The organism is Neorhizobium galegae (genome assembly GCF_021391675.1).
In the GTDB taxonomy this organism is placed as follows: Bacteria; Pseudomonadota; Alphaproteobacteria; order Rhizobiales; family Rhizobiaceae; genus Neorhizobium; species Neorhizobium galegae_B.
Genome location: NZ_CP090096.1, coordinates 692,072 through 716,803 on the forward strand (window position 1 = coordinate 692,072; position 24,732 = coordinate 716,803).

The following is a 24,732-nucleotide window of genomic DNA, read 5'->3' on the forward strand; positions in this document are numbered from 1 at the left end:
GGTCCGACAAACGGCGGGCCAGGCGCTCCATGCGCTGAGGGCGCGCCATACCAGACGGAGTTTGAGATTGAGTGTTGCCTTCACCAAGGAAGAGAGTTCCGAAACCGCTTCGGAAACCCTGCTGCCGGATCGTCCGATTTCGCCGCATCCAAACCTGGTGACGGAAGCGGGGCTGAAGGCCTTGGAATTGCAGCTCCGGCAGGCGCGCGAGGCCTATGGCGCGGCGAGCGCGATCGAGGACGTCAATGAACGGCGGCGCCAGCAGGCAAATCCGTTGCGCGATGCGCGCTATTTTGCGGCGAGAGTTCACACGGCCCAGCTTGTTCCAGATCCGACGTCGTTCGAGAATGTCGCCTTTGGCAGCACGGTGACCTTCAGTCGCGACGATGGGCGCGTGCAGACCTATCGGATCGTCGGAGAGGATGAAGCGGACCCCAAGACCGGATCGATTTCCTTCGTTTCGCCGGTCGCAAGGCTGCTGATGGGCAAGGCTGTCGGAGATGTCGTCGAAGCCGGCGGTCGGGAACTGGAGATTCTCGCAATCTCCTGAAGTGCTCATATAGCCACTGTATACGTGTTCAAACGGGCGGATGGTGGGTTGAGCAGGCGTCCGGCAATGGTTATCAGGTGCTCGCAAACGAACCTTCAGCGAACCACGAGGCGCATCCCGGCATGACCCCAGATTTTCTCGTCACCCATTCGGGTGGCTTCCATGCCGACGAACTGCTGTCGAGCGTCATCCTGACCCGGCTTTTCCCAAAGGCTCGTATCGTTCGCAGCCGGGCGCCGGAATGGATCACGCCCGGTGCCGACCGCATCATCTACGACGTCGGCGGCGCCTATGACGCTGCGGCGCAGATCTTCGATCACCACCAACGCGGCGCACCGCTGCGCGACGATGGCCAGCCCTACAGCTCGTTCGGGCTGGTCTGGAAGCACTATGGCCGTGATTACCTTGCCGCCCTGGGCCTTCCTGGGGCTCATATCGAGACTTTGCACGCTTCTTTCGATGGGAGCTTCGTGCTTCCGATCGATCTGATGGACAATGGTGCGCTCAGCCCCTCGATTGCGGGGCCGCTGGCTGGGCTCACTCTGCCAGCTCTCCTGGAAACCCTGAAACCGGTGTTCGACGAAAAGGACCCGGAAGCAGAAAACCGCAGCTTTCACACGGCACTCGCCATTGCCCGCAGTTTCGTCGAAGCACGGATTGCCCAGAGCGCTGCCAAACTGCGGGCCGAGGCGCTCGTGCATCAGGCGATCGTGGATACGGGCGAGGGGCGCATTCTCGAATTGCCGACGGGAATGCCGTTCCGCCCGGCGATCATCAAGGCGGGCGCCGATCATCTGTTGTTCGTCGTTCACCCGCGCGACAAGGACTGGTGCCTCACGACCATCCGCCGTGCGGATGAAGGTTTCGAGGTGCGCGCCGATCTGCCGGCGGCCTGGGCCGGCCTGACCGATCGCGATCTCGAGGCAGCCTGCGGCGTGGAGGGCGCGAGCTTCTGTCATAATGGCCGGTTCATCGCCGCCGCCAGGACCCGCGAAGCGGCGCTCGCGATGGCGGAGCTCGCGGTTAGGGAAGCCGTCGCCAACGGGGTCAAGTAAAGGCGAGAAGGAACGGCGACAGCCGAGGAGGCCTGTTGGGGCGGAGACCCGTTGGGGCCTGGGCTTCCGCTTCCGGTGCCAAACAGATGTGCTAGAAGAACCCATCATGAGTTCCTCGCGGCCCGCTTCCTCATCCACGATCCTGCATCACAGCCTCAGACATCTGAGGGCGTTCCTCGCGGTCGTCGATACCGGCTCTGTGACCAAGGCGGCGGAGCTCTGCTTCGTCTCCCAGCCGGCAGTTACCCAGGCGCTGTCGAAGATCGAAAAGACCGCCGGCCTGCCGCTGTTTTCCCGCACGCCGCAGCGGATTTTTGCCAATGGCGCCGGCGAGATCCTGGCGCTGCGCATCAAGCGCGCCTTCGGATACCTTGATCCCGCCTTGTCGGAACTGTCGCCGCGACTGCGGGTGACGGCGACGACCGCGCAACTGAAGTCGCTGATCGCGGTTCGGGAAACCGAGAATTTTACGCTGGCGGCGAGCCGCCTGGGCCTCAGCCAGCCGGCGGTCTATCGCGCCGTCAGCCAGCTCGAGGAGGAGGCTGCGCGTCCGCTGTTCGAACGGACGTCCTACGGCATCGTCGCCACGCGTGCGGCCCATGCGCTCGCTCAGGCGGCAAGGCTCGCCTTCGTCGAGCTCGAACAGGCGGATGCGGATCTTGCGGAACTGACGGCGGCCGAGATCGGCCAGATCGTCATCGGTGCGACGCCGCTTGCCAAATCCTATGTGCTGCCGAAGGCGATCGCCGGTTTCCGGAAGATCCGGCCGAACCTGCCGATCCAGATCCAGGAGGGTCCCTACCCGGATCTGCTGGGTGCTCTCCGCCGCGGCGAGGTGGATTTCATGCTCGGCGCGCTTCGGGTGCCGGCCCCGATCGGCGATGTGGAGCAGAAGGTGCTGTTTCACGACACGGTGGTCATGGTTTCGGGGCAGGCGCATCCGCTGGCCGGTCGTGAGGAGCTGACGGTCGAGGAGCTTGCCGCCTTCCCCTGGGTCGTCAACCAGAGCGGCACGCCGATGCGCCGGTATTTCGACAGCGTCTTTGCCAGTTCGGCAAACGGGCCGCCGAAGAGCATTGTCGAGACCGGCTCGCTGATCCTGATGCGCGAGCTCCTGGATTCCAGCGACCATCTCGGCTGCACCTCCCGTCTCCAGGCGGAAGCGGAGATCGCCCGCGGGCTGATGCGGGCGCTGCCTTTCGACCTCAGCCACACATCGCGGCCGATTGGAGTGACGACGAGAAGGGACTGGCTGCCGACGGCGGCACAGCAGGCTTTTTTTGGAACTTCTGCCGACTTGGTCCGATCGATCGCTATAACCATAACTTATGAGTCCGGCAGATGAACTGATTGAGCGTGGAGACGCGGCCGGGCTAAGGTGCAAATGCGCCAGGCAGGTGGAGAGACTGATGCTGGCGCGGGAATCGCCTATCGAGGCCCATGGAGGTTAACGAAAAGTTGAAAATCGTGGGACGTCGAAGTATCTCGACCGGTTGACTGACGTATCGGCAGTCAACGATATAGGCTACCGGTTTTGGCGGGCCTGGGCTGAAGTCCGGCAAGGCCTCCACAAGAAAATTCTGCACTCGGAGGAGGAAATACATGCTGAACAGAAGAATGCTCATTGCAGCGGCGGGCGTAGCGCTCAGCTGCCTTGCTGCCATTCCGGCAGCCGCCCAGGAAACCATCAAGATCGGCCTCATCCTGCCGATGACCGGTCCGTTTGCATCGACCGGCCGTCAGGTTTCGGCCGGCGCCAAGACATTCATGGTGATGAAGGGCGACACGGTCGCCGGCAAGAAGATCGAGCTCGTCATCCGCGACGACGCCGGCACGGCCGACCAGACCCGTCGCATCGCCCAGGAACTGGTCGTCAACGACGGCGCCAAGGTTCTGGCCGGCTTCGGCCTGACGCCGCTCGCCATGGCGGTTGCCCCAGTCGCGACCCAGGCGAAGATCCCGTCGGTGGTCATGGCTGCCGGCACGGCTTCGATCACCAAGGCGTCGGAATACATCACCCGCACCTCGGGCACCCTGCCGCAATATTCGCTGCCGGTCGGCACCTGGGCTGCCGCCAACAAGATCAAGAAGGTGGTGACGCTGGTTTCCGACTACGGTCCGGGCATCGACGCCGAAAAATGGTTCACCAAGGAGTTCAAGGCCAAGGGTGGCGAGATCGTCGAGGCCGTGCGCGTGCCGCTCGCCAACCCCGACTTCGCACCCTTCCTGCAGCGCGTCCGTGACGCCAAGCCCGATGCGGTCTTCGTGTTCCTGCCCTCGGGCGCCGGTTCGCTGTTCATGAAGCAGTTCGCAGACCGCGGTCTTGCCGATGCCGGCATCAAGCTGATTGCAACAGGCGACGTCACCGACGACGATATCCTGAACTCGATGGGCAAGCCGGCAATCGGCACCATTACCGGCCATTTCTATGCGACCGCGCATGACAGCCCGGAAAACAAGGCCTATGTCGCCGCCTTCAAGAAGGCCAATGCCGACATGCGCCCGAACTTCATGTCGGTCGGCGGTTTCGACGGCATGGCGCTGATCTACGCAGCGCTCGAAAAGACCAAGGGCGACGTCACCGGCCCGGCCTTCATGGCAGCCGTCAAGGGCCTCTCCTGGACGAGCCCGCGCGGTCCCGTCTCGATCGATCCGGAAACGCGCGACATCATCCAGAACATCTACATGCGCGAGGTCAAGGACGTGAACGGCGAGCTGCAGAACGTCGAGTTCCAGACGTTCAAGGATCTCAAGGATCCGGAAAAGGCCGACGCCAAGTAAGGGCAGGGATAGCTCCTCACCCCGCCTCCGCTTCGCTCGGCGCACCCTCTCCCCGTAAACGGGGCGAGGGGGAAACCACAACCGGCGCGGCATATGCCTTCTCCCCGGCTTGACGGGGAGGGGCAGGCGGATGAGGAGCAGGTTCATAACAAGAAGGTCAGGGCACTTGAGCCCCTTCGTTTTCCCGGCGACAATGTCGGGCAACATCATCGCTCGCAGCAGGGCCTCGCAGAGAAGATTTATATGCTGACAATCCTGTTCGACGGCATCGCCTATGGGATGCTGCTTTTCATTCTGGCCTGCGGGCTGACGGTGACGCTCGGGCTGATGAACTTCATCAACCTGGCGCATGGCGCCTTTGCCATGGCCGGCGGCTACGTGACCGTGGTGATGATGAACCGCTACGGCATCTCCTTCTATTGGTGCCTGCCGGCGGCCTTCATCGTGTCGGCGCTGATCGGCCTCGTGCTGGAGCGGACGCTCTACCAGTGGCTCTACCAGGCGCCGCATCTGGACCAGGTGCTCTTCTCGATCGGCATCGTCTTCATGGCGATTGCCGCGACCGACTATTTCATGGGCGGCCAGCAGCAGCTGATCAACCTGCCGCCGGAACTCTCCGGCCGCATGGATGTATTCGGCGTCGGCGTCGGCCGCTACCGGCTCTTCACCATCATCGTCTGCGCGGCGCTGGCGCTGGCGCTGCAGCTGATCCTGTCGAAGACCCGCTTCGGCAGCCGGCTGCGCGCTGCGGTCGACGACCGGCGCGTCGCCATGGGCCTCGGCATCAACGTGCCGCTCGTTTTTGCGCTGACCTTCGCCTTCGGTTCGGGCCTTGCCGGTCTCGGCGGGGCGATGGGGGCGGAAATCCTCGGGCTCGATCCGAACTTCCCGCTGAAATTCATGATCTACTTCCTCATCGTCGTCTCCGTCGGCGGCACGTCCACCGTCTCCGGCCCGTTTCTTGCCGCCCTGCTGCTCGGCATTGCCGACGTGGCCGGCAAATATTACGTGCCGGCGATCGGTCCCTTCGTCATCTATGCGCTGATGATCGTCATGCTGATCGTGCGGCCGAACGGCCTGTTCTCAAGGGGCGGCCGATGAGCGTTCTTCCGCAGGAAACCACCGTGCCAGCAAATCCCTCCACCGCTGCCGCCGAAACCCGTGCTGCGAAGCTGATGAAGCGCCGGAGCCGCATCCGCTTCTACGAGATCATCGTCTGGATCGCCGCGATCGCCGCTTACTTCCTGCTGCCGTCGAAGATGCTGATCCTCACCGAGATCGCCATCCTGGCGCTGTTTGCCGTGTCGCTCGACCTGGTGCTCGGGTTCGCCGGCATAGTATCGCTCGGCCATACCGCCTTCTTCGGCCTCGGCGCCTATGTGGCGGGCCTGATGGCGCAGCATTATTTTGCCGAGCCGGTGACCGGCTTGATCGTCGCGGGCGCCGCCTCCGGCGTGCTCGGCCTGCTCACTAGCTTCCTCATCCTGCGTGGTTCCGACCTCACCCGCCTGATGACCACGCTCGGCATCGGCCTGATGATGGCGGAAGTCGCCAACCAGATGGCCTGGCTGACCGGCGGCGCCGACGGCCTCAGCGGTTTTTCGCCCGGCCCGATCCTCGGCATGTTCGAGTTCGACCTGTTCGGCAAGGTCGGTTATCTCTATTGCGTCGGCGTGCTCTTCATCGGCACGATGATCATGCGCCGCATCGCCTTCTCGCCCTTCGGCCTGTCGCTGAAGGCGATCAAGGGCAACTCGATGCGCTCTGCCATGGTCGCCGTGCCGGGCCGCAAGCGCATCGTCACCGCCTATACGATCGCGGCGGTGTTTGCCGGCATGGCGGGGGCGCTGCTCACCCAGACGACCGCCTTCGTTTCCCCCGATGTGCTCGCCTTCCATCGCTCGGCCGACGTCCTGCTGGTGCTCGTCATCGGCGGTACCGGCTATCTCTATGGCGGCATCTTCGGGGCGATCCTGTTCACGCTCGTCAAGGACTGGCTGTCGGTGATCACCCCGCAATACTGGATGTTCTATATCGGCCTGCTGCTCGTCATCCTGGTGCTGATCGGCCGTGATCGGCTGTCGCGCTGGGTCGAATACCTGCCGGAACGCCTCTCGAAGAAGGAGGACCGCTGATGAGCGAGATCGTTCTCGAAACCAGGCACCTGGTGCGCCGCTTTGGTGCCTTCCTCGCCACTAATGACGTGAGCCTGAAGGTGGAACGCGGCGCCCGCCATGCGCTGATCGGCCCGAACGGCGCCGGCAAGACGACGCTGATCAACCTCCTGACCGGCGTCCTGCCGCCGTCGGAAGGTCAGGTCTTCCTCGAAGGCGAGGACATCACCTCGATGGCCTCTTTCCGGCGCGTCAAACGCGGGCTCACCCGCACGTTCCAGATCAACCAGCTGTTCAACGATTTCACGCCGCTTGAAACCGTGGCGCTGGCAATCGCCGAGCGCGAAGGTGTCGGCCACAATCTGTGGCGGTCGATCGCCGGTTACGGCAAGGTGGTCGACGAGGCGGCAGCCCTGCTGGCGCGCTTCGGCCTTGCCTCTGTGATGGGCGAGCGCACGGTGATCCTGCCCTACGGCAAGCAGCGCCTGCTCGAGATCGCGCTGGCCTTTGCGTCGAAGCCACGCGTTCTGCTGCTCGACGAACCGGCGGCCGGCGTGCCGGAAGACGAGCGGCACGAAGTGCTGCAGATCGTCTCCGACCTTCCGGCCGACGTCACCGTGCTCCTGATCGAGCACGACATGGATCTGGTCTTCTCGTTCGCCAACCGGATCTCGGTTCTGGTGGCGGGCGCCGTCTTCGTCGAGGGAACGGTTGCGGAAATCTCCACCGATCCGCGCGTCAAGGCGGTCTATCTCGGAGAAAATGCATGAGCGCCCCGGTTCTGGTCACCGAAAAGCTGGTCGCGGGTTATGGCGAAGCGAGCGTGCTTGCCGGCATCAGCCTGACGATCGAAGAGGGCAAGACGCTGGCGCTGCTCGGCCGCAACGGCACCGGCAAGACGACCTTCGTCAACACGCTGGCCGGCGTCACCACCCATCATTCCGGCTCGATCCACCTGATGGGACGCGACGTGACGAAACTGCGAGCCGACCGACGTGCCGCGGCAGGCATCGGCTGGGTGCCGCAGGAGCGCAACATCTTCAAGTCGCTGACCGTCGAGGAGAACATGACGGCGATCGCGCGCCCCGGCGTCTGGACGCTGGAACGGGTCTACACGATGTTCCCGCGCCTGAAGGAGCGCCGCAAGAACCTCGGCAACCAGCTCTCCGGCGGCGAACAGCAGATGCTGGCGGTCGGGCGGGCGCTGATGGTCAATCCGAAACTGCTTCTCCTCGACGAGCCGACCGAAGGCCTGGCGCCGATCATCGTCGACGAGTTGTTGGCGGCGATCCAGCGGATCACGCAAGGGGAGGGCATGTCGGCTATCATCATCGAGCAGAAGGCCCGGAAGGTCTTGCCGCTCTCCGACGACGCCGTCATCCTCGATCGCGGCGCGATCGTCTACCAGGGCACCAGTGCGGATCTGCTCGCCAACGATGAGGTTCTCGGCAAGCACCTGACAGTGGAAAAGGGCGCAAGGCACTGATCGCGGAAGGGCGCAGCTACCGCCGGATTGCACCCGATCTCGGCATTAGCAAGAATGCAGTTGGTGAAATAACAAGGCGTAACAACCGATCTGAGAAAACCGCATCAATTTCGTAATTAGCGAAACGAATTTTGGAGTGTTCTGAATGTCAGTTTGGCCGGATTTGTTTACGGCAGAAGGCAATTTCGCATCCGTCGTTCCGCTTACGATGGAGCATCATGATGACCTGGTTGAAGCCGCCGGCGACGGAGAGTTGCATCGGCTCTGGTACACAAAAGTACCGGAGCCAGAAAATATCGGGGCCGAAATTGAAAGACGGCTTGGGCTGCGCTCTATCGGCTCGATGCTCCCATTTGCCATCATTGAAAGGGCAGATGGTAAAGCCGTTGGAATGACCACCTATATGAACATCGATGCAGCAAACAGAAGGCTTGAAATCGGGGCCACGTGGTGCCGTCAGTCTGTGCAGAGGTCACCACTCAACACCGAATGCAAATTGCTTTTGTTGCAACACGCCTTTGAGAAGCTGGATTGCATATGCGTGGAATTCAGGACGCATTTTATGAATATTCAAAGTCGCCGAGCGATCGAGCGGCTTGGGGCCAAGCTTGATGGGGTGCTTCGTTCCAATATGGTGATGGCCAATGGGACCATTCGCGATACGGCGGTTTATTCGATAATCGCGTCTGAATGGCCCGCTGTCAAAGCCAACTTGAGGTGGCAATTGGAAAAGCCAAGACCATAATTTCCAAACCTTTCGGTTAGGCCTCACCCACTGCTTGGGGTGTCTTTTCGCTCCCAGCCGGCCCCGGCTTCGGCGATCCTAGTGTGCCGTCCCGTCGACGATCACGTGGTCGTGGTCCATCGAGCATTTCTCGATGCGGGCATGGACCCTGTAGACGTCGCGCAGCATATCGACCGTGACGACGTCGCGCGGGTAACCGCAGGCGCGCATGCGGCCGTTGGCGATCACCAGGACCTTGTCGGCAAAGCGGAGCGCCTGGTTGAGGTCGTGGATGGCGATCATCACGACCATGCCCTTCGCGCGCGCCCGCCGCTGCATGAAATCGAGCACTTCGACCTGGCGGTGAAGATCGAGCGCGCTGGTTGGCTCGTCCATCAGCATGATTTCCGGCTCGCGCACCAGCGCCTGGGCGATCGATACCAGCTGGCGCTGGCCGCCGGAAAGCGCGCCGAGATCGCGAAACGCGATGGAGGTTATGTTGAGCGCCCTCATTATTTCGTCGATGAACGAGAGGTCGCTGTCGCTGACGGTCCAGGACTGGCCCTGCTTGCGGGCGAGAAGAATGGATTCATAGACGGTCAGCACCGCATTGGCCGAGGTGTCCTGCGGCATGTAGGTGATGGCGTTCTTGGTCCTGGCGCCGTCGATGACGATATTGCCAGGCCCCTTCAGAAGGCCCGTGATGCGCTTGAACAGCGTCGACTTGCCGGCGGCGTTGGGGCCGATGACGGCGATCAGCTCGCCGGCCTGCATGACCGGCGTCGTCACGTCTTCCACGAACAGCTTGCGGCCGTGATAGGCGCCGACCGATTGCAGTTGCATCGCTACCATGACCGGCTCCGATTCGAGAGGATGAGCGAGAAGAAGAATGGAACGCCGACCAGCGCGGTGATGATGCCGATCGGGAAGACGACGCCCGGGATGATCGACTTCGAGACGATCGAGGTGACCGACAGCAAAAGCGCTCCCGACAGGATCGAGCCTGGCAGGAAGAAACGCTGGTCTTCGCCGAGGATCATGCGGGCGATATGTGGACCGACCAGACCGACGAAACCGATCGTGCCGACGAAGCTGACCGGCACGGCGGCGAGCAGCGAGATGATCAGCATGGTTTCGAGCCGGATGCGCCGGACATTGACGCCGAAGCTGGCGGCCTTGTCCTCGCCGAGCCGGATCGCGGTCAGCGCCCAGGCGTGGCGCGCAAACAGCGGCAGCGCGATCAAGAGGACGGCAAGCGTGATGCCGATCTTCGGCCAGGTCGCCTTGGTGAGGCTGCCCATGGTCCAGAAGACGACGGCCGACAGCGCCTGCTCGGAGGCGAGATATTGCAGGAAGGCGAGCAGCGCGTTGAAGGTGAAGACCAACGCGATACCGAGCAGGACGACCGTCTGCACCGAAACGCCGCGCATCTGCGAGATGAAATGGATGAACAGCGTGGCGATCAGCGCCATGATGAAGGCATTGACCGGTACGAGCAGGGTGGCCGCAACCGGCAGGATCGAGACGCTGGTGACGATTGCCAGTGCCGCCCCGAAACTGGCGGCGGCCGAGATGCCGAGCGTGAACGGGCTGGCGAGCGGATTGGCAAGGATCGTCTGCATCTGCGCACCGGCAACCGACAGCGCCGCGCCGACGACGATCGCCATGACGGCGACCGGCATGCGAATGTCCCAGACCACGGCACGGATCTGGGCCGAGACGGAGGAGGGGTCGATCAGCGCGGCGACGACTTCGCCGAGGCTGTAGCGGGCCGGCCCCCAGGCGAGATCGACGGCGAATGACAGACAAAGGGCGCCTGTCATGGCTGCGAGGATCATGAGCTTGCGCCGGGCGAGGGCGCGATAGCGTTCCCGCCCGGCTTCAGCTTCGATCGGCAATGCGGCGATCTCTGCCATGTCGGTTTACTTTGCCGCCTTGGCGTCGACCCAGTAACCCGGCTGATACGGAACCGGCAGGAATTTCTCGTGGAATTCCTTGAAGGTCGCATCCGGATCGAGATCGGCGAACAGTTCCGGGTGGAACCATTTCGCCATCTGCTGGACGGCCACGAACTGGTAGGGGCTCGTGTAGAACTGATGCCAGATGGCGTGGACATTGCCGCCTGCGACAGCCTTGGAGCCGGTGAAGGCCGCATTCTGCATCAGGACGTTCAGCGCGTTGCGGCTATTCTCGGCGGTGGCGGCGGCTGTCGGGCCGACATTCACGAAGTCCTTGGCGTTCTTGGTCTGGCTCCAGTTGGAACCGGTGACGACGATGACGTCCGGATTGGAGGCGACGACCTGCTCAGCATTGATCGAGCCCGTATACCCCGGCAGGAAATCCGAGCCGAGGTTGCGACCGCCTGCCCAATCCACCATCAGGCCAAAGTTGTCAGGGCCGAATGTGCCGCAGCACTCGACGAGGCCGGCCGCACGATACATGAAGACATTGGGCTTCTTCGGGTTGGTGGCCTTCAGCTTATCGGTAACGCGGGCCATCTGCTGCTTCCAATAGGCGGCGACGGCTGCGGCGCGATCCTCGTGGCCGAAGATCTGGCCGAGAACCTTGAGGCTCGGTTCGGTATTGTCGAGGATGTGTTCGCGGAAATCGATATAGACGATCTTCACGCCGATCTTGTTCAGCATGTCCTCGAGCTTCACCTCGTCTGCGGCCTTCTTGTTGCCGATCGGCAGCAGCATGACGTCCGGGTTCAGCTTGACGACGGTCTCGGTCTGCAGCGTGCCGTCGGTCAGGTTGCCGAGGAACGGCAGTTCCTTGCCCTTCGGGAATTTCGCGAGATAGGTGTCGTAGCCGTCCTTGTCGGTGGTCAACAGGTCGTTGCGCCAGCCGACGATCCTGGCGAAAGGATCTTCCTTTTCGATCGGGGCAACTGAATAGAGCATCCGGCCTTCGCCGAGAATAACGCGCTCGACCGGCTTGTCGAACTTCACCTCACGGCCGGCGACGTCCTTGACGGTGAAGGACTGGGCCAGCACGGAAAAGGGCAGAAGGCTCGCCAACACAACCGTTGATGTTGCAAGCATTTTCGCGAAATTCATCTGGAAACTCCCCCGATGTCTGATAATGTCCGCATGCATATGAAATATGACTTTTGGAATCAAGTTCTATGTTTTAGAGCTTTTCCAAAGTAGTCTGACTATCGGGGCGCCTATAATGAATTCGATGAACTCCAACTATTCCATCCGTGACGAAATCCGCGACTTCTGGTCGGAGAGGGCGGCGACGTTCGACGAGAGCGTCGGCCACGAAATCTTCTCTGAGGAAGAACGCAAGGGCTGGCAGCGGCTGATCCGCAAGCATCTGGGCGATGGCACCGGCCGCGCCGCTCTGGATCTCGCCTGCGGCACCGCCGTCATCTCGCATCTGATGAACGACGTCGGTTTCAAGGTCACCGGTCTGGACTGGTCGGATGCGATGCTGTCTCAGGCACGCGCGAAGGCCGAGAAGCGCGGCACCGATATCCGTTTCGTGTCGGGCGATGCGGAAAACACGATGGAGCCGAAGAACAGCTACGACGTCATCACCAACCGGCATCTGGTGTGGACGCTGGTCGATCCGCCAGCCGCCTTCGCGGAATGGTTCTCCGTCCTGAAGCCGGGCGGCAAGGTGCTGATCCTCGACGGCAACATGGGCAAGGAGACCTGGGTCAAGGGCCTGCAGAAGTTCTGGTCGAGGATCACCGGCAAGCCGGCGCGAAGCCACATGAGCCCTGCCATGGCGGCGCGCCACCAGAACATCCGCTCGCGCGTCTATTTCTCCGACGCGATGCCGGCGGAAGCAGTGGTCGATCTGCTGACCAAGGCGGGGTTCGTCAACATCGTCGTCGACCGCAAGCTGTCCGACATCCATTGGGCCCAGGCCCGCAAGATGCCCTTCCTGCGCGGCCTCGAACGCATGGTGCAGGAACGCTTCGCGATCTGCGCGACGAAGCCGGAATAATCTCACGAGATGAGGCGGCACTTGGCGGCCGCCTTTCGACCCACCGCAAATATGCACAGCATTTATGGCCGCCTGACATGATTGTGACCGGGCTGTGACCGCGGGGCATTAACCTTTGACGGCTTCCCCTGAAACCCGGGGGAAGCGCAAAGTAACGCGGATCACGATCCGGCCTCATCCGGGCCTCGTGAGTGCCTCGTTTCGGGACGTGTGCCCGATGCAATTAACCTTGTGATAACCGATCGATTTTTGAATGGGCTATCTTCTGCGCGTGGCCATCGCCGCCGCGGCTCCCTCGCCATTTCCGACTATGGAGACAAGATTGTCCATCAAGCTTTTCGCCCTTTCCGCGCTCGCTCTTTCCACAATCGCAGCACCCGTCCTTGCCCAGCCAACCCCGAGCATGGTGAGAAAATTCGATGCCTGGGGCCTCTATTCCTACAAGGGCGACGGCGGCACGACCTGCTACGTGCTGACCACGCCGACGCAGATGCAGCCCGCCAATGTCGATCACGGCGACAACTTTTTCCTGGTCGCGCCAAAGCCCTCAGGATCCGGCTTCTATCCGCAGGCGATCATGGGCTACGACCTCAAGGGCGGATCGCAGATAACGGTCACCGTAGACGGCCGAACCTTTACTCTGGAGCCGAAGGGCAATTCCGGCTGGACGAAACAGGAGAGCACCGATGCCGCTCTTATCGCGGCGATGAAATCGGGAAGCAGCATGACGCTCGAAGCGGTCTCCCAGCGCGGCACGCAGACCAGCTACACCTTCTCGCTTTCCGGCGTGAGCGCGGCATTGACCCAGGCGGGGCGCTGCGGCTGACAGGGTTTCGCTCGCGTTGTCATGGCAGATGTGCTATCTGTCATGACGACGATTGGAGCGACTGCCATGAACCTGCAGATACGTGATCCTCGCGCCCGAGAACTCGCGGAGCGGCTTGCCAAAAAACGTAATGTTAGCATGACCGAGGCGGTGATCGAGGCGCTTGAGGAGAAGCTTTCAAAAGAGGAGCAGGCGGAAGCGCCCCTTCAGGAACGTGTGATGAAAATCGTCGATCGTCTTTACGCCATCAAGGGCGGAGAGGGGCGGGACATGACCAAGGAAGAAATCGACGAAATGTGGGGCCATTAGTGTTCGTCGATACTTCCGTCATCGTCGCAATCTTTTCCAAGGAGGAGGATGCGCCGCAGTGGATAAGCAAGATCGAAGCGGCGGAAAACCTCTGCACAAGCGCTTTGGTCGTACTTGAGACCACCATGAGGCTGTCGACGAAGCTCGATGAGGATCCCATCGTCATTGAGCAAGGTCTATCCTCTTTTTTCAAAGAGGCGAAAATCCAGATCGTCCCAATCGAGGAGGCGGATGGTGAGCTGGCGATCCGGGCTTTCCGGGATTACGGCAAGGGCAGGGGGCACCCGGCGCAGCTTAACCTGGCCGATTGCCTCTCTTATGCCTGCGCCAAAAATCGCGGCCTGTCGCTGCTCTACAAGGGTGACGACTTTGCCCGTACGGACCTCGCCTGAGGCCCTTCGGGCTGCGTCGAAAATAGCCGTCGGCGCCCATGGCTTTTTTGTGGCGCCACCCTAATTGACGATTGTCAAAAAGGCTGTCCGAGGTGATCGTTGTCATGTAGGACGGCAGCATAGCGCCGATCGCGGCCGAAAGCCTGATGATGAATCATTCGACTGCCGAGACAGCCTTTCTTTCCCACAGCGGCGAAATGGCCCGTCTTATTGCGGCTTTCGATTGGGCAGGCACCTCGCTTGGGCCGATCGCCACCTGGCCGCAGAGTCTCAAGACCACGATTTCCCTCATGCTTCGTTCGCCGGTCCCGATCGTCACGCTGTGGAACGAGGACGGCGTGATGATCTATAACGACGCCTATTCCGATTTTGCCGGACGGCGCCATCCCGGCATCCTCGGATGCAAGGTACGCGAGGGCTGGCCTGAAGTGGCCGACTTCAACGACAACGTCATGAAGGTCTGTTTCGCCGGCGGCACGCTTGCCTATTCGGACCAGGAAATGGTGCTCGACCGCTCCGGCACGCCGGCCTCCGCCTTCATGAACCTCTATTATTCCCCCGTCTATGGCGAGGCCGGCAACCCTTTCGGCGTGGTGGCGATCGTCGTCGAGAACACGGCCAAGGTGCGCGCCGAGCGGCGGCTTCAGGGCGAGGGCGAGCGTCTGAGGCTGATGTTCGATCAGGCTCCTGGCTTCATGGCCATGGTGACCGGATCGGACCATGTTTTCGAAATGGCGAACGGCGCCTATATGCGCCTCGTCGGCGGGCGGGACCTGCTTGGGCGCCCCATCCGCGAAGCCCTGCCGGAAGTGGCCGAACAGGGTTTTTCCGACCTGCTCGATGAGGTCCGCAGAAGCGGCCGTCCCCATCTCGGCCAAGGCGTGAGTGTGATGCTGACGCGCCGGCCCGGCCAGCCGACGGAAGAGCGTTTCGTGGATTTCGTCTATCAGCCGATCGTCGACGATGCCGGCCAGCCAACCGGCATCTTTATCCAGGGCAGCGACGTCACCGACCAGAAGAAGGCGGAGATCGCGCTCCTCAAGGAGACCCGGCATCTCGAGGTGCTGAACCGGCTCGGGGCAGAACTTTCCGCTGAACTCGACCTCGAAAAGGTGGTGCAGATGACCACCGATGCCGGCGTGGAACTGACCGGCGCGCAGTTCGGAGCTTTCTTCTACAACGTGGTCAACGAGCGCGGCGAGAGCTACATGCTCTATGCGCTGTCCGGCGTTCCCCGCTCGGCGTTCGAGAATTTTCCGATGCCGCGCAACACGGCAGTTTTTGCCCCGACCTTCGGCGGCGAGGGCATCATCCGCTCCGACGATATCCTGAAGGACGCCCGCTATGGCCGGAATGATCCGTATTTCGGCATGCCGAAGGGTCATCTGCCGGTGCGCAGCTATCTTACGGTTTCGGTGATCTCGCGCTCCGGCGAGGTGATCGGCGGTCTGTTCTTCGGCCATGCCGAGCCGGCTCAGTTTCGCGAGGAGCATGAACGGCTGGTCGTGGGGGCTGCCGGCCAGGTGGCGATCGCCATCGACAATGCGCGGCTTTTCCGCGCCGCGGAACGCGACCTTGCCGAACGCCAGCGCGCCGAGGAGGCGCTGCAGGTGCTCAACGCCGGCCTCGAACAGAAGATCGCCTCCGAGATCTCCGAACGCATGAAGATGGAAGAGGCGCTGCGCCAGAGCCAGAAGATGGAAGCGCTCGGCCAGCTGACAGGCGGTGTCGCGCACGATTTCAACAACCTGCTGCAGGTGATCTCCGGCAATCTCCAGCTTCTCGCCAAGGACGTCGCCAGCAACCAGCGGGCAAGCCGCCGGGTGGAAAATGCGCTTGCCGGCGTAGAGCGCGGTTCCAAGCTCGCCAGCCAGCTGCTCGCCTTCGGCCGCCGCCAGCCGCTGGAACCGAAGGTCGTCAATATCGGCCGGTTCCTGACCGGCATGGAAGAACTGCTGCGCCGCACGCTCGGCGAGGATATCGAGGTCGAGACGATCCGCTCCGGCGGCCTATGGAACGTGCTGGTCGATCCAACCCAGATCGAGAATGCGCTGCTGAACCTCGCGATCAACGCGCGCGACGCGATGGAAAGCGGCGGCAAGCTGACGATCGAGGCGGGCAACGCTTTCCTCGACGACAATTACGTGCGCCAGCATGCGGACGTGCCGGCCGGTCAATATGTGATGCTGGCGGTGACCGATACGGGCACCGGCATGACGCCGGACGTGATGGAACAGGTATTCGAGCCGTTCTTCTCGACGAAGCCCGTCGGCAAGGGCACGGGCCTCGGTCTTTCCATGGTCTACGGTTTCGTCAAGCAGTCCGGCGGGCATGTCAAGATCTACAGCGAACTCGGGCAGGGCACGACCGTCAAGATCTATTTCCCGCGCATCCAGCGCAGCGAGGATCTCGTCACCGACGCCGATTTCGGTCCGGTGACGGGCGGCACTGAAACCATTCTGGTGGCGGAGGACGACGAGCAGGTGCGTGCCACCGTCGTCGAGCTGCTCGGCGATCTCGGTTATGCGGTGCTGAAGGCGAAGGACGCGGCGGGTGCGCTGAGCGTCATCGAAAGCGGCGTACCGGTCGATCTTCTGTTCACTGACGTGGTAATGCCGGGACCTCTGAAAAGCACCGAGCTTGCCAGGCACGCGCGCGAGCGGATGCCTGATATCGCCGTGCTGTTCACCTCGGGTTATACGGAAAACTCGATCGTGCACGGTGGCAGGCTCGATCCCGGGGTCGAACTGCTCTCGAAACCCTATACCCGCGAGGCATTGGCGCGAAAGATCCGCCACGTGCTGAACGGCCAGCAGCACCGCAACCGGGTGAGGGCGTCGTTCGCAGCCAAGCCGCCCGCCCCGCCGATCGGGCAGCGGCCGGTTCTGCCGCGTTATTCCGTGCTGCTGGTCGAGGACGATTTCCTGATCCGCATGAGCACGGCCGATCTGCTGGCCGAACTGGGGCACCAGGTTTCCGAAGCCTCGACCGCGGAGGAGGCGATCATCATGATAGAGGAGCGCAGCTTCGACGTAGTGGTCACCGACCTCGGCCTGCCGGGTCTCTCCGGCGGCGAGTTCGCGCAGCAGGCGCGCAAGCTATCTCCCGATGTCGGCATCGTGTTCGCGACCGGCAACGACCGCATTCCCGACGAGGCGGCAGTAGAAGGTGCAGTGCTTCTGAAGAAACCCTATGGCAGCCAGGAGATCGCCGTCGCCTTCGAGAAGATTGCGGTGCAGAAGGGCTGAGAAGCAGTCTTCACGCCTATCAAGCCGGATGACCGTGCTGTCTCCTCAATTGCGGGAAAGTCGCGGACAGCGCCTTGCGACCGCGAAGACTGCCGTGCCCGATATGATCGTAAACGCGCCTCACCACCACGCGTAAAAATGCGACACCGGCCCGTGGCCGGTGCCGACGGTGAGGGTGTCGGCGGCGGCGATGGCCCCGGCGAGATAGGTCTTGGCGACCGCGACCGCTTGCGCCGGCGAGGCGCCCCTGGCGAGTTCGGCGGCGATCGCGCTCGAGAGCGTGCAGCCGGTGCCGTGGGTGTTGCTGGTCGCGGTGCGTCTGCCCTCGAACCAGTGGATGCCGGTTACGTCAGCAAGCACGTCGGGGCTGTCCGTGCTGTCGAGATGACCGCCCTTCACCAGGACTGCCTTGGGGCCGATCTTCAGCAGCCGCTCGGCCTGGGCTGCCATCTCTTCGCGGGTCGTGGCGATCGTCTCGCCGAGCAGAGCGGCTGCTTCCGGCAGGTTGGGGGTGACGACGGTGGCGAGCGGCATCAGCTTGTAGGTGACGGCATCCACCGCATCGAGCGCCAGCAGCGGCGAACCGCCCTTGGCGATCATCACCGGGTCGAGCACGATCGGCACGGTATCGCGATAGGGGCGCAGCACGTCCGCAACCGCTTCGGCGATCTCGGCATTGGCGATCATGCCGATCTTCACCGCATCGACTCGCACGTCGAGAAAAATAGTGCGGATCTGGTTTGCGACGAAGGCTGCTGGCACCGCATGCACGCCGGTAACCCCTTGGGTATTCTGGGCGGTCAGCGCGGTCAGCGCCGCCATGCCATAGGTGCTGCGGGCCGCAAAGGTTTTCAGATCCGCCTGGATGCCGGCCCCACCGGAAGGGTCCGAACCGGCGATTGACAGGACATTCTTGATGCTCATGCGCGTGCCCTTTCGATTCCCGCGGCGATTCTGCGGGCGGCGGCTTCAGGGTCGGGCTTGCCGCAGATGGCGGACACCACTGCGATGCCTTTTGCGCCGGCGGCGAGCGCGGGGGCGGCATGTTCCGCCTTGACGCCGCCGATCGCGACCGCCGGAACCGGCGCCATGGCGGCGATGCGCGCAAGCCCGTCGAAACCGATCGGCTGTTTGTGGTCGGGCTTGGTGCTGGTCGCGAACACGGGGCCGATGCCGACATAATCGACGATCGATGGGTCCACCCGCCGCGCCAGGTCCTCGGTCTCGACCGAGAGGCCGAGGATCATGCCATGGCCGGCACGCTGCCGCGCCATCACTGCCGCCATGTCGCTCTGCCCGACATGCAGGCCTTCGGCGCCGATCGCGATGGCTGCCTCCACGTCGTCGTTGATGATTAACGGCACGCCGGTGCCGGCCAGCACCGCCTTCAGCGCCCGGCCGGTCTCGATCATTTTTGCCGTATCCGCCTGCTTGTCGCGCAACTGGACGATGGTGACGCCGCCGGCGACGGCCAACCTTGTCGTCTCGATCATGCCGATCTCGCGGCAGAGATCGGGATCGAGGACGAGATAGACGGAAAGGTCGAAGGTCTTTTTCATGCTGCGACGATCCTTGCTTGGGCATCGAGCGTCTCGCCGGTCAGCGCCGCGAGACGGTCGAGGAAGATCGGCGAGAAGAAGCCGGGACCGGAGGCGGTGAAGGCCGCTTCCTCGCCCGCGACCGCGAACATCGCGAGTGCGGCGACCGTCGCCTCGAAGGGGTCGTCCGTGGTCGCTGCAAAGGCGCCGACCAGGCAGGTGAGCGAGCAGCCGAGAGCGGTAACCCGCGGCATCAGGGCCGAGCCGCCGAGGATGCGGACCGAACGCCGGCCGTCGGTGACGAAATCCACCTCGCCGGTAACAGCCACCACGCAAGCCTTTTGTTGGGCGATGGTGATTGCCGAGCCTTCCGCCGCCGCGACGCTGTCGCCGCTGTCGACGCCATGGCCGCTCGACTGGCTGCCGGCCAGCGCGATGATTTCCGAGGCGTTGCCGCGGATGACCGTGGGCCTCAGTTCCATCAATTCGGCGAGTGCGGCGCGGCGATAGGCGGTGGCGTAATGGGCGACGGGGTCGAGCACCCATGGCTTGCCAGCTTCTGCGGCGGCTGAGGCCGCCGCCTTCATGCCGGCCAGGAAATCCGGCGACAGGGTGCCAATATTGACCGTCAGAGCCGCAGCGATGCGGGCGAATTCGCCGGCTTCTTCCTTCGTGTGCACCATAGCGGGCGAGGCGCCGGCCGCGAGCATCACGTTGGCGGCGATGTTCATCGCCACGAAATTGGTGATGTTCTGCACAAGCGGATTTTTTTCGCGCATCGCGGTCAGCAGCTGGCCGGGGGTCTGTCCAAGGGGTCCAAGGGGCATCGTCGTCTGCATGTCTGCCTCGTTCGGCGGGGCAGGCGCAGGGCGCAATGTTGAACGCCCGGACGACTCCCTCCGCCAGCATGATCTGGTTCAGGTTCTAAGGGTGCTTCTCAGCCCGGCTTTGCCGGACGCCCCTGTCTTCATCATGGCTTACAGCAAAGATAATGCGCTTCGCCAGTGATTTTTTCTGATTTTGGGCCTTGCAGCTCTAGTCGCTAGAGGTTGTAGAGACGAGGCTCGATCCAACGGGAATGAGACGATGAACGCAACGACACAGGCACGATACAAGGTTGGCGGCATGGATTGCGCCAGCTGCGCGACGAAGATCGACACCGCCGTGCGCCGCATGCCGGGCGTCGAGGACGTGTCCGTTTCGGTTGCATCCGGCACTATGACTGTGAAGCACGACGGCACCGGCGACCTCGGCGCCATCGAGAAGAAGGTCGTGGGGCTGGGGTATTCGTTGAGGGCGCTGGGAAGAGGCAAGCTCCCAATCTCCCCCCTTGCGGGGGAGATGTCATCGGAGATGACAGAGGGGGGTGGTGCCGCGGGCTCAACGGCCAATGAATATGCGGATACACCCCCCTCCGCCCTGCCGGGCATCTCCCCCTCAAGGGGGAGATCGGCAAGACGCACGACCACGGCCACCATCACGCCCACGACGGCGGGCACGATCACTCCCACCACGACCACGGCACACCAGAAATCGAAGGCCTGCACGGCCACGATCACGGACCGATGGACGGGCCGTGGTGGAAATCGGCAAAGGGCCGCCTGACCATCCTGGTCGGCTTTGCGTTGGTGGCGGCCTACGGGATCGGTCATCTGGTGCCGGCCTATGACACCTATATCTTTACCGCCGCGATGCTGATCGGCCTCGTGCCGATCGCCCGGCGCGCCATCATGGCCGCGCTTGCCGGCACGCCGTTTTCGATCGAGATGCTGATGACGATTGCCGCCGTCGGCGCGGTTATCATCGATGCTTCGGAAGAGGCGGCCGCCGTGGTCTTCCTCTTCCTCATCGGCGAACTATTGGAAGGGGTCGCAGCGGGCAAGGCGCGGCAGAGCATCCAGAGCCTGACGGCGCTGGTGCCGCAGAACGCGCTTCTCGAAGAAAACGGCCAGACCCGCGAAGTACCGGCCGAGAGCCTTGCCGTCGGGTCAATCATTCTGGTGCGTCCCGGTGACCGTATTTCGGCCGACGGCATCATCATCGCCGGCGAAAGCGCGATCGACGAAGCGCCGGTGACGGGCGAAAGCACGCCCGTCTCCAAGGGCATGGACGACACGGTTTTTGCCGGCACGATCAACGGCGATGCCGCCTTGCGGGTTCGCGTGACGGCGGCTGCCGAGGACAATACGATTGCCCGCGTGGTGCGGCTGGTCGAGGAGGCGCAGGAGAGCAAGGCCCCGACCGAACGCTTCATCGACCGGTTCTCGCGGTACTACACGCCGGGCGTCGTCGCGGTGGCGACCCTGGTCGCCATCCTGCCGCCGCTCGTTGCCGGTGCGTCCTGGAGCGAGTGGGTCTACAAGGGCCTGGCGATCCTGCTGATCGGCTGCCCCTGCGCGCTGGTCATCTCGACGCCGGCGGCGATTGCCGCATCGCTGTCTTCGGGTGCCCGCCGCGGCCTGCTGATGAAGGGCGGCGCGGTGCTGGAAACCCTCGGCAATATTACCGCCGTCGCGCTCGACAAGACTGGAACGCTGACGGCCGGCAAGCCCCAGGTGACCGATGTCATCGCCTTCGGCCGCAATGCGGAAGACGTGTTGCGCGTTGCCGCCGCGCTCGAAACCGGCTCGAGCCATCCGCTTGCCGTTGCAATCCTCGCCAAGGCTGCCGATGACGAGGTCGAGATCCCGGCTGCGACGGATGCCAGGGCGCTCGGCGGCAAGGGCGTCACGGCGGTGGTCGAAGGCCAGGAGGTGTTTTTCGGTTCGCCCAAGGCAGCGGCCGAGCAGGTTTCGCTGCCGATGGCCCATTCCCGGCGGATCACCGGCCTCAACGACGAGGGCAAGACTGTCTCGGTGCTGATCGTCGGCGGGGTCCTCGCCGGTGCCATCGCCATGCGCGACGAGCCGCGTCCCGACGCCAGGGCCGGCCTGAAGGCGCTGACCGATGCTGGCATCAGGACCGTGATGCTGACCGGCGACAATGCGCGGACTGCGACAGCGATCGGCAAGGACCTCGGCATCGAGGTGCGTGCCGAGCTGATGCCGGAAGACAAGAGCCGCATCGTCGGCGAGCTGAAGCGCGAGGGTTACGTGGTCGGCAAGGTCGGCGACGGCATCAACGACGCCCCGGCACTCGCCGCCGCCGATGTCGGCATCGCGATGGGAGGCGGCACCGACGTGGCACTCGAAACTGCCGATGCCGCAGCACTGCACGGCCGGGTCGGCGACATCGCGGCAATGATTGCGCTGTCGAAGCGGACGATGCGCAATATCTACCAGAACATTACCATCGCACTCGGCCTGAAGGCCGTCTTCCTGGTGACCACCATCCTGGGCATCACCGGATTGTGGCCGGCGATCCTCGCGGATACGGGAGCGACTGTACTGGTGACGATCAATGCGCTGCGGCTGCTGCGGGTGAGGGCGGTTTAACTGGCAGCCGGATGAGGGGCAGATCTGAAGGTGACGCACCTTTTCAAAGCGTCCGCGCAAAAACCGCGAAAGCCTCGTATGGCTTCAGCATCAGGCTCTCGCCCAGCCGGTCGACCGGTTCATAGTTCGAGATCAGGCCTTCCCCCGACATCCTCAATTCGCCCGGCAGCTCGACAGGCACCTCGCGGGCGGAGAAATTGGCCACCACCACCAAACGCTCCCCGTCGAGCGTTCGCGAGTAGACGAAGACGTCCGGATGGCTGTCGAGCCAGCTCTGATAAATCCCATAGACGATCACCGGGTGGCGTTTCCTGAGCGCGATCAGCTTGCGATAATGGTTCCAGATCGACTTTTCGTCGGTCATTTCGCGTTCGGCATTGATCGTCGGATAATTAGGATTGACCTCGATCCACGGCACGCCTGTCGAGAAGCCGCCATAGGGCGCGGCGCTCCATTGCATTGGAGTGCGGGCATTGTCGCGGGCGTTTTCGTTGGCGCCCTTGATGAATTCCTCCGGCGACAGGCCGGCCTCGATATGCAGCCGGTGCATGTTGAGCGTTTCGATGTCGCGATACTGCTCGATCGCCGTGAACGGCACATTGGTCATGCCGATCTCCTCGCCCTGATAGATGAAGGGCGTGCCCTTCATCAGGTGCAGTACGGTCGCCAGCATCTTGGCCGATTCTGCCGGATAACCGGTTGCATCCCCATATTTGGAGATGGCGCGCGGCAGGTCGTGATTGCCCCAGAACAGCGAGTTCCAGCCGTCGTCCGACAGCGCGTATTGCCATTTGCCGAGCACCGATTTCAGTTTCACCAGGTCGAACGGTTTCGAGCGCCATTTGCCGAATATCTCATCCCATTGCTGGGTCACATGCTCGAACTGGAAGACCATCGACAGTTCGTGGCGGTTGCGGCCGGAATAGAGGAGAGCCGAACCGGGCGTCGCGCTCCAGGTCTCGCCGACAGTCAGGATATCGCGATTGCCGAATGTTTTGCGGTTCATTTCCTGCAGGTAGTCGTGCAGGTGCGGACCGTCGTGGACGATTCCCTGATCCACCTGTTTGCCGATATAATCGATGACATCCATGCGGAAACCGGCAATGCCGCGCTCCAGCCACCAGTTCATCATTTTGTAGATCTCGGCCCGGACAACCGGGCTTGCCCAATTGAGATCCGGCTGGCGGGTCGAGAACAGATGCAGGTAATATTCGCCGCTCAAGGGATCGAGCGTCCAGGCCGGCCCGCCGAAGGAGGATTTGAGGCTGTTCGGCGGCCCGCCGTCTGAGGCCGGCTTGCGCCAGATGTAGAAATCGCGGAACGGGTTGCCCGGGCCCTTGCGGCTCTCGTGAAACCACGGATGTTCGTCCGACGTGTGGTTGACGACGAGATCGAGGACGATGCCGATACCCCGTTTTTTGGCCTCCGATACCAGCCTGTCGAAATCGGCGAGCGTTCCGAATTCAGGGGCGATGTCCTGGTAATCGGAAATGTCGTAGCCGTTGTCGTCCATCGGCGACTTGTAGATCGGCGACAGCCAGATCACCTCGATGCCGAGGGATTTCAGATAGTCGAGCTTGGAGGTGATGCCGGGAATATCGCCGACGCCATCGCCGTTGAGATCGCAGAAACTGCGCGGATAGACCTGATAGACGGTGGCGGTATGCCACCATTTGCGTTCTATCGGCAATGCAGCCTGCTTGATCGCGGCGGCAAGCTGATCCTGAAAGTCGTTCATCGAAGCTCTCCCTGCCTCTTTAACCCGTTCGAACGCGAGAGCGCGGGTGGCGGTTCCTCGCCCCGGCGGCAACAACTCGTCTGATGGAACATCGTGACTCGCTGCGGGTTAGACCAGTGGGAAACCCGAAGAAAAGGAGACCCTTCATGAGCAGCAAACTTCCCCCGACGCCCCCGGAAAACCTGAGCCACAAGGGCTCCGGCGAGCAGGCCCATACGTCCGATATTAAACCCGGCAAGCTTCAGGCGGCGAATGATCCCGGCAAGCAGGGTCAGCAAGGCAATACCAAGGTCAACACGACCCACCAGGGTTATCAGCAGGACCGATAGGGAGTTCATCATGTCGACATCGCAGAAGACACCCGCAAGCATCCGGCAGGGCGGGCCGGGCGCGTCCCATGAAAATGCCCCCAACGCGAAAAAAGGTGTGCCGCTCGAGGTGAAAAAGCCGCCGGCCGACGACGATCTGCGTTCCGCCAGCCGCGTTTCGGGCGGCGGCGGCGAACGCGACAGCCACCATAGTCACGATGCGAAGAAGAAGGGTGGTCAGGCGAACACGGCGCATTGATCGGCCGAAC

General features: G+C 62.8%; 24 protein-coding genes, 1 pseudogene and 1 riboswitch. Of the genes and pseudogenes, 18 read left to right on the forward strand and 7 right to left on the reverse strand.

Annotated elements, in window-relative coordinates:
• Positions 1-67 precede the first annotated feature (67 nt).
• From greA to LZK81_RS26050, 9 genes are all read left to right on the forward strand, one after another.
• Complete coding sequence (gene greA / locus LZK81_RS26010; RefSeq protein ID WP_046604869.1) at positions 68-550, forward strand: transcription elongation factor GreA; 483 nt, start codon at positions 68-70, stop codon at positions 548-550.
• A 122-nt stretch (positions 551-672) separates the two neighbouring features.
• Positions 673-1,605 (forward strand): MYG1 family protein, encoded by a 933-nt coding sequence (locus LZK81_RS26015; RefSeq protein ID WP_046604868.1) that lies wholly within the window; start codon positions 673-675, stop codon positions 1,603-1,605.
• Between the two features lie 106 nt (positions 1,606-1,711).
• Positions 1,712-2,950 carry a LysR family transcriptional regulator gene (locus tag LZK81_RS26020; RefSeq protein WP_233956784.1) on the forward strand — a complete coding sequence of 413 codons (1,239 nt, stop codon included), beginning with the start codon at positions 1,712-1,714 and terminating at the stop codon, positions 2,948-2,950.
• 257 nt (positions 2,951-3,207) lie between these two features.
• The gene (locus tag LZK81_RS26025; RefSeq protein ID WP_046604866.1) at positions 3,208-4,386 is read left to right on the forward strand and encodes an ABC transporter substrate-binding protein; all 1,179 of its coding nucleotides are present in this window, start codon (positions 3,208-3,210) and stop codon (positions 4,384-4,386) included.
• Between the two features lie 243 nt (positions 4,387-4,629).
• Positions 4,630-5,487 (forward strand): branched-chain amino acid ABC transporter permease, encoded by an 858-nt coding sequence (locus LZK81_RS26030; RefSeq protein ID WP_046605043.1) that lies wholly within the window; start codon positions 4,630-4,632, stop codon positions 5,485-5,487.
• The gene (locus LZK81_RS26035) at positions 5,484-6,521 is read left to right on the forward strand and encodes a branched-chain amino acid ABC transporter permease (RefSeq protein ID WP_233956785.1); all 1,038 of its coding nucleotides are present in this window, start codon (positions 5,484-5,486) and stop codon (positions 6,519-6,521) included. Before LZK81_RS26030 ends, LZK81_RS26035 begins: the two co-directional genes overlap by 4 nt.
• Positions 6,521-7,270: an ABC transporter ATP-binding protein gene (locus LZK81_RS26040; RefSeq protein WP_046610242.1), complete on the forward strand. Its 750-nt coding sequence runs from the start codon at positions 6,521-6,523 to the stop codon at positions 7,268-7,270. The genes LZK81_RS26035 and LZK81_RS26040 overlap by 1 nt, the downstream gene beginning before the upstream one ends.
• Complete coding sequence (locus tag LZK81_RS26045) at positions 7,267-7,986, forward strand: ABC transporter ATP-binding protein (protein WP_233956787.1); 720 nt, start codon at positions 7,267-7,269, stop codon at positions 7,984-7,986. The genes LZK81_RS26040 and LZK81_RS26045 overlap by 4 nt, the downstream gene beginning before the upstream one ends.
• A gap of 145 nt (positions 7,987-8,131) precedes the next feature.
• Positions 8,132-8,731: a GNAT family N-acetyltransferase gene (locus LZK81_RS26050; protein WP_233956788.1), complete on the forward strand. Its 600-nt coding sequence runs from the start codon at positions 8,132-8,134 to the stop codon at positions 8,729-8,731.
• A 78-nt stretch (positions 8,732-8,809) separates the two neighbouring features.
• On the opposite strand, the gene LZK81_RS26055 is transcribed toward LZK81_RS26050, so the two are convergent.
• From LZK81_RS26055 to LZK81_RS26065, 3 genes are read right to left on the reverse strand one after another with little or no spacing between them, the layout of a single operon-like run.
• Positions 8,810-9,562 (reverse strand): ABC transporter ATP-binding protein, encoded by a 753-nt coding sequence (locus tag LZK81_RS26055; protein ID WP_233956790.1) that lies wholly within the window; start codon positions 9,560-9,562, stop codon positions 8,810-8,812.
• The gene (locus LZK81_RS26060) at positions 9,556-10,626 is read right to left on the reverse strand and encodes a FecCD family ABC transporter permease (protein ID WP_233956791.1); all 1,071 of its coding nucleotides are present in this window, start codon (positions 10,624-10,626) and stop codon (positions 9,556-9,558) included. The genes LZK81_RS26055 and LZK81_RS26060 overlap by 7 nt, the downstream gene beginning before the upstream one ends.
• Before the next feature lie 6 nt (positions 10,627-10,632).
• Positions 10,633-11,769 (reverse strand): ABC transporter substrate-binding protein, encoded by a 1,137-nt coding sequence (locus LZK81_RS26065; RefSeq protein WP_233956792.1) that lies wholly within the window; start codon positions 11,767-11,769, stop codon positions 10,633-10,635.
• A 115-nt stretch (positions 11,770-11,884) separates the two neighbouring features.
• On the opposite strand from LZK81_RS26065, the gene LZK81_RS26070 reads away from it, so the two are divergent.
• The 5 genes from LZK81_RS26070 (at position 11,885) to LZK81_RS26090 (ending at position 17,445) form a co-directional block, all read left to right on the forward strand.
• Complete coding sequence (locus tag LZK81_RS26070; protein ID WP_233956793.1) at positions 11,885-12,670, forward strand: class I SAM-dependent methyltransferase; 786 nt, start codon at positions 11,885-11,887, stop codon at positions 12,668-12,670.
• 310 nt (positions 12,671-12,980) lie between these two features.
• Complete coding sequence (locus tag LZK81_RS26075; RefSeq protein WP_046605041.1) at positions 12,981-13,496, forward strand: invasion associated locus B family protein; 516 nt, start codon at positions 12,981-12,983, stop codon at positions 13,494-13,496.
• A 66-nt stretch (positions 13,497-13,562) separates the two neighbouring features.
• Positions 13,563-13,805 (forward strand): type II toxin-antitoxin system VapB family antitoxin, encoded by a 243-nt coding sequence (locus LZK81_RS26080; RefSeq protein WP_233956796.1) that lies wholly within the window; start codon positions 13,563-13,565, stop codon positions 13,803-13,805.
• The gene (locus LZK81_RS26085; RefSeq protein WP_233956797.1) at positions 13,805-14,197 is read left to right on the forward strand and encodes a type II toxin-antitoxin system VapC family toxin; all 393 of its coding nucleotides are present in this window, start codon (positions 13,805-13,807) and stop codon (positions 14,195-14,197) included. Before LZK81_RS26080 ends, LZK81_RS26085 begins: the two co-directional genes overlap by 1 nt.
• Before the next feature lie 695 nt (positions 14,198-14,892).
• Positions 14,893-17,445, forward strand: a complete 2,553-nt coding sequence (locus tag LZK81_RS26090; protein ID WP_418936529.1) for a response regulator — start codon at positions 14,893-14,895, stop codon at positions 17,443-17,445.
• Positions 17,446-17,565: 120 nt separating this feature from the next.
• Here LZK81_RS26090 and thiD read toward each other — a convergent pair whose 3' ends face one another.
• Genes thiD through thiM form a run of 3 tightly spaced genes read right to left on the reverse strand, consistent with a single transcriptional unit; the run spans position 17,566 to position 19,822 of the window.
• Positions 17,566-18,369: a bifunctional hydroxymethylpyrimidine kinase/phosphomethylpyrimidine kinase gene (gene thiD, locus LZK81_RS26095; protein WP_233956799.1), complete on the reverse strand. Its 804-nt coding sequence runs from the start codon at positions 18,367-18,369 to the stop codon at positions 17,566-17,568.
• Positions 18,366-19,004, reverse strand: a complete 639-nt coding sequence (gene thiE / locus LZK81_RS26100; RefSeq protein WP_233956800.1) for a thiamine phosphate synthase — start codon at positions 19,002-19,004, stop codon at positions 18,366-18,368. Before thiE ends, thiD begins: the two co-directional genes overlap by 4 nt.
• Positions 19,001-19,822 (reverse strand): hydroxyethylthiazole kinase, encoded by an 822-nt coding sequence (gene thiM / locus LZK81_RS26105; RefSeq protein ID WP_233956801.1) that lies wholly within the window; start codon positions 19,820-19,822, stop codon positions 19,001-19,003. The genes thiE and thiM overlap by 4 nt, the downstream gene beginning before the upstream one ends.
• Before the next feature lie 38 nt (positions 19,823-19,860).
• Positions 19,861-19,956, reverse strand: a riboswitch (TPP riboswitch).
• Positions 19,957-20,069: 113 nt separating this feature from the next.
• On the opposite strand from thiM, the pseudogene LZK81_RS29500 reads away from it, so the two are divergent.
• Together LZK81_RS29500 and LZK81_RS26110 are read left to right on the forward strand one after the other, a co-directional pair.
• Positions 20,070-20,276 (forward strand): annotated as a pseudogene (locus tag LZK81_RS29500) (cation transporter); the annotation flags it as partial.
• A 272-nt stretch (positions 20,277-20,548) separates the two neighbouring features.
• Positions 20,549-22,417 carry a heavy metal translocating P-type ATPase gene (locus LZK81_RS26110; protein WP_418936512.1) on the forward strand — a complete coding sequence of 623 codons (1,869 nt, stop codon included), beginning with the start codon at positions 20,549-20,551 and terminating at the stop codon, positions 22,415-22,417.
• Positions 22,418-22,460: 43 nt separating this feature from the next.
• Here LZK81_RS26110 and LZK81_RS26115 read toward each other — a convergent pair whose 3' ends face one another.
• On the reverse strand, positions 22,461-24,155 hold the full coding sequence (locus LZK81_RS26115; protein ID WP_326491520.1) for an alpha-glucosidase: 1,695 nt from the start codon (positions 24,153-24,155) through the stop codon (positions 22,461-22,463).
• 146 nt (positions 24,156-24,301) lie between these two features.
• On the opposite strand from LZK81_RS26115, the gene LZK81_RS26120 reads away from it, so the two are divergent.
• Positions 24,302-24,484 (forward strand): hypothetical protein, encoded by a 183-nt coding sequence (locus tag LZK81_RS26120; protein ID WP_233956803.1) that lies wholly within the window; start codon positions 24,302-24,304, stop codon positions 24,482-24,484.
• Between the two features lie 10 nt (positions 24,485-24,494).
• Positions 24,495-24,722 carry a hypothetical protein gene (locus tag LZK81_RS26125; RefSeq protein ID WP_046605037.1) on the forward strand — a complete coding sequence of 76 codons (228 nt, stop codon included), beginning with the start codon at positions 24,495-24,497 and terminating at the stop codon, positions 24,720-24,722.
• Positions 24,723-24,732: the final 10 nt, after the last annotated feature.